Below are 2,043 nucleotides of genomic sequence, written 5' to 3' on the forward strand. Positions count from 1 at the left end.
ACCCGCCCCGCCGCTGCGCGAGATCGAGGTGGTGCGCGTGGGCGGCGGCTGGCGCTACGCCGTGGTCGCGTTGCTTGCAGCGGGTGCGGGTGTCGCGGCGACGCTGTTGCTGACCTGACAAGCGTCACCCGCTCGGCTAGGGAGATCGCATGACCCGCGCGCCGCTCTGGCTTTCGGCCCCCAGCCGCTTCGCTGCGCTGCCCGCAAACCGTGCGCGCTGGGTGCTGGCGGGGCTGGGATTGCTGATCCTCGGTGCGCTGACCGTGCTGTTCGTCCCCCTGCCCGCGCCGGGCGCGACCGGTGCGGGGGCGGATCGCCAGGGCGACGTTGCACTGTATGAAGGCATCGTCGCGGCGGTGGCGCATGGCGAGGATTACTATCGCTCCGCTGCCGATGCCCTGCGCGCGGGCAGCTATCCGCTGCGGCCCTTCCTGACCTTTCGCATGCCGGGGCTGGCGATGGTGCAGGGTGCCCTGCCCACGTTCGCCGTGATCGCCTTACTCTATGCGCTTGCGGCGGCGACCGCATGGTGCTGGTACCGCCGGATTACAGAGGCGCTCCCGCGCTGGCCGGCGCGGGTGGTGGCGATGGTGCTGCTGACTGCCGGGATGCTTGCCTTCGTCCAGAGCGGGCTGGTGGCGTTTCACGAAATCTGGGCCGGGCTGCTCGTCGCGCTCAGCCTCGCGCTGCGTCGCCCCGGGCGCTGGGTCGAGGCGGCGGCGATCGGCGCTGTGGCGATGCTGATCCGCGAAACGGCGGCGCTCTATGTCGTCATCATGGCGGTGCTGGCCTTTGCCGAGGGGCACAAGCGCGAGGCGGCGGGATGGACCGCCGCGCTGGGACTGTTCGCCGTCGCGCTCGCCGCGCACGCCGTCGCGGTGCATGGCGTGACCGGGCCGCTCGACGCGATGTCGCCGGGCTGGGCGGGGATGAACGGGTTCGGCCTGTTCGTGCGCGCGATGACGCTGGCGACGGGGCTGCAACTGCTGCCGCCAGCACTCGCCGCGATCCTGGTTGCACTGGCTTTGTTCGGCTGGGCAAGCTGGCGTGATCCGCTGGGGCTGCGCGCGCTCGCCACCTTTTGCGGCTATGCGCTGGTGATCAGCCTGTTTGCGCGGCTCGACACCTTTTACTGGGGGCTGATCATCGCGCCGGCGTTTCTGGTCGGCCTTGCGTTCGTGCCGGACGCGCTGCGCGACCTGTGGGTGCGGGCGCGCGACAAGCGGCGGGTGGTGGTGACGCAGGTTGCGCGCTAGGGATTGGCGGATGAAGCGCATTCTCCTCATCGTCGGTGGCGGCATCGCGGCCTACAAGGCGTGCGAGCTGGTCCGGCTGATCCGCAAGGCGGGCCATTCGGTCACCTGTGTCGTGACCGCGGGCGGGCAGCATTTCGTGACGCCGATGACGCTGGCGGCGCTGTCCGAGAATCAGGTCTATACGACATTGTGGGACCTCAAGGACGAGGCCGAGATGGGGCATATCCAGCTCAGCCGCGCCGCCGATCTGGTGGTGGTCGCGCCCGCCACCGCCGATCTGCTGGCGAAGATGGCGGCGGGCATTGCCGATGATCTCGCCACCACGCTGCTCCTCGCGACCGACAAGCCGGTGCTGGCCGCGCCCGCGATGAATGTGCGGATGTGGCAGCATGCGGCGACGCAGCGCAACGTCGCCACGCTGCGCGGCGATGGCGTGACCGTGCTGGAGCCCGATGAAGGGCCGATGGCATGCGGCGAATTCGGCCCCGGGCGCCTGCCCGAGCCGGAGGCGATATTGCGCGCGATCGAGGCTGCGCTGGCCCCCTCCTCGGGTCGGCTCAAGGGCAAGCACATCCTCGTTACCGCCGGGCCGACGCATGAGCCGATCGATCCGGTGCGCTACATCGCCAACCGATCGTCGGGGAAACAGGGCTTTGCGATTGCCGGAGCGCTCGCGGAGCTGGGCGCGCGGGTGACTTTGGTCGCCGGACCGGTTGCGCTGCCGACGCCTGAGGGCGTGGAGCGGGTCGATGTCGAGACCGCGCGGGAAATGGCGGCGGCGGTCGAT

At 70.3% G+C, this 2,043-nt stretch carries 2 protein-coding genes; both read left to right on the forward strand.

What is annotated here, in order from left to right; translation table 11 throughout:
- The first annotated feature begins 149 nt into the window (after nucleotides 1-149).
- Nucleotides 150-1,256, forward strand: a complete 1,107-nt coding sequence (locus AX681_RS09095) for a hypothetical protein (protein WP_066662188.1) — start codon at nucleotides 150-152, stop codon at nucleotides 1,254-1,256.
- A 10-nt stretch (nucleotides 1,257-1,266) separates the two neighbouring features.
- Nucleotides 1,267-2,043: bifunctional phosphopantothenoylcysteine decarboxylase/phosphopantothenate--cysteine ligase CoaBC (gene coaBC, locus AX681_RS09100; protein ID WP_066682095.1), on the forward strand; the 777-nt coding region annotated here is incomplete at its 3' end.

The organism is Sphingomonas sp. CCH9-E2, from assembly GCF_001557215.1.
GTDB lineage: Bacteria > Pseudomonadota > Alphaproteobacteria > Sphingomonadales > Sphingomonadaceae > Sphingomonas.

What these genes read in the sequence shown, in the direction of transcription:
- AX681_RS09095 (WP_066662188.1), top strand. Translation starts at nt 150, where the DNA reads ATGACCCGCGCGCCGCTCTGGCTTTCGGCCCCCAGCCGCTTCGCTGCG.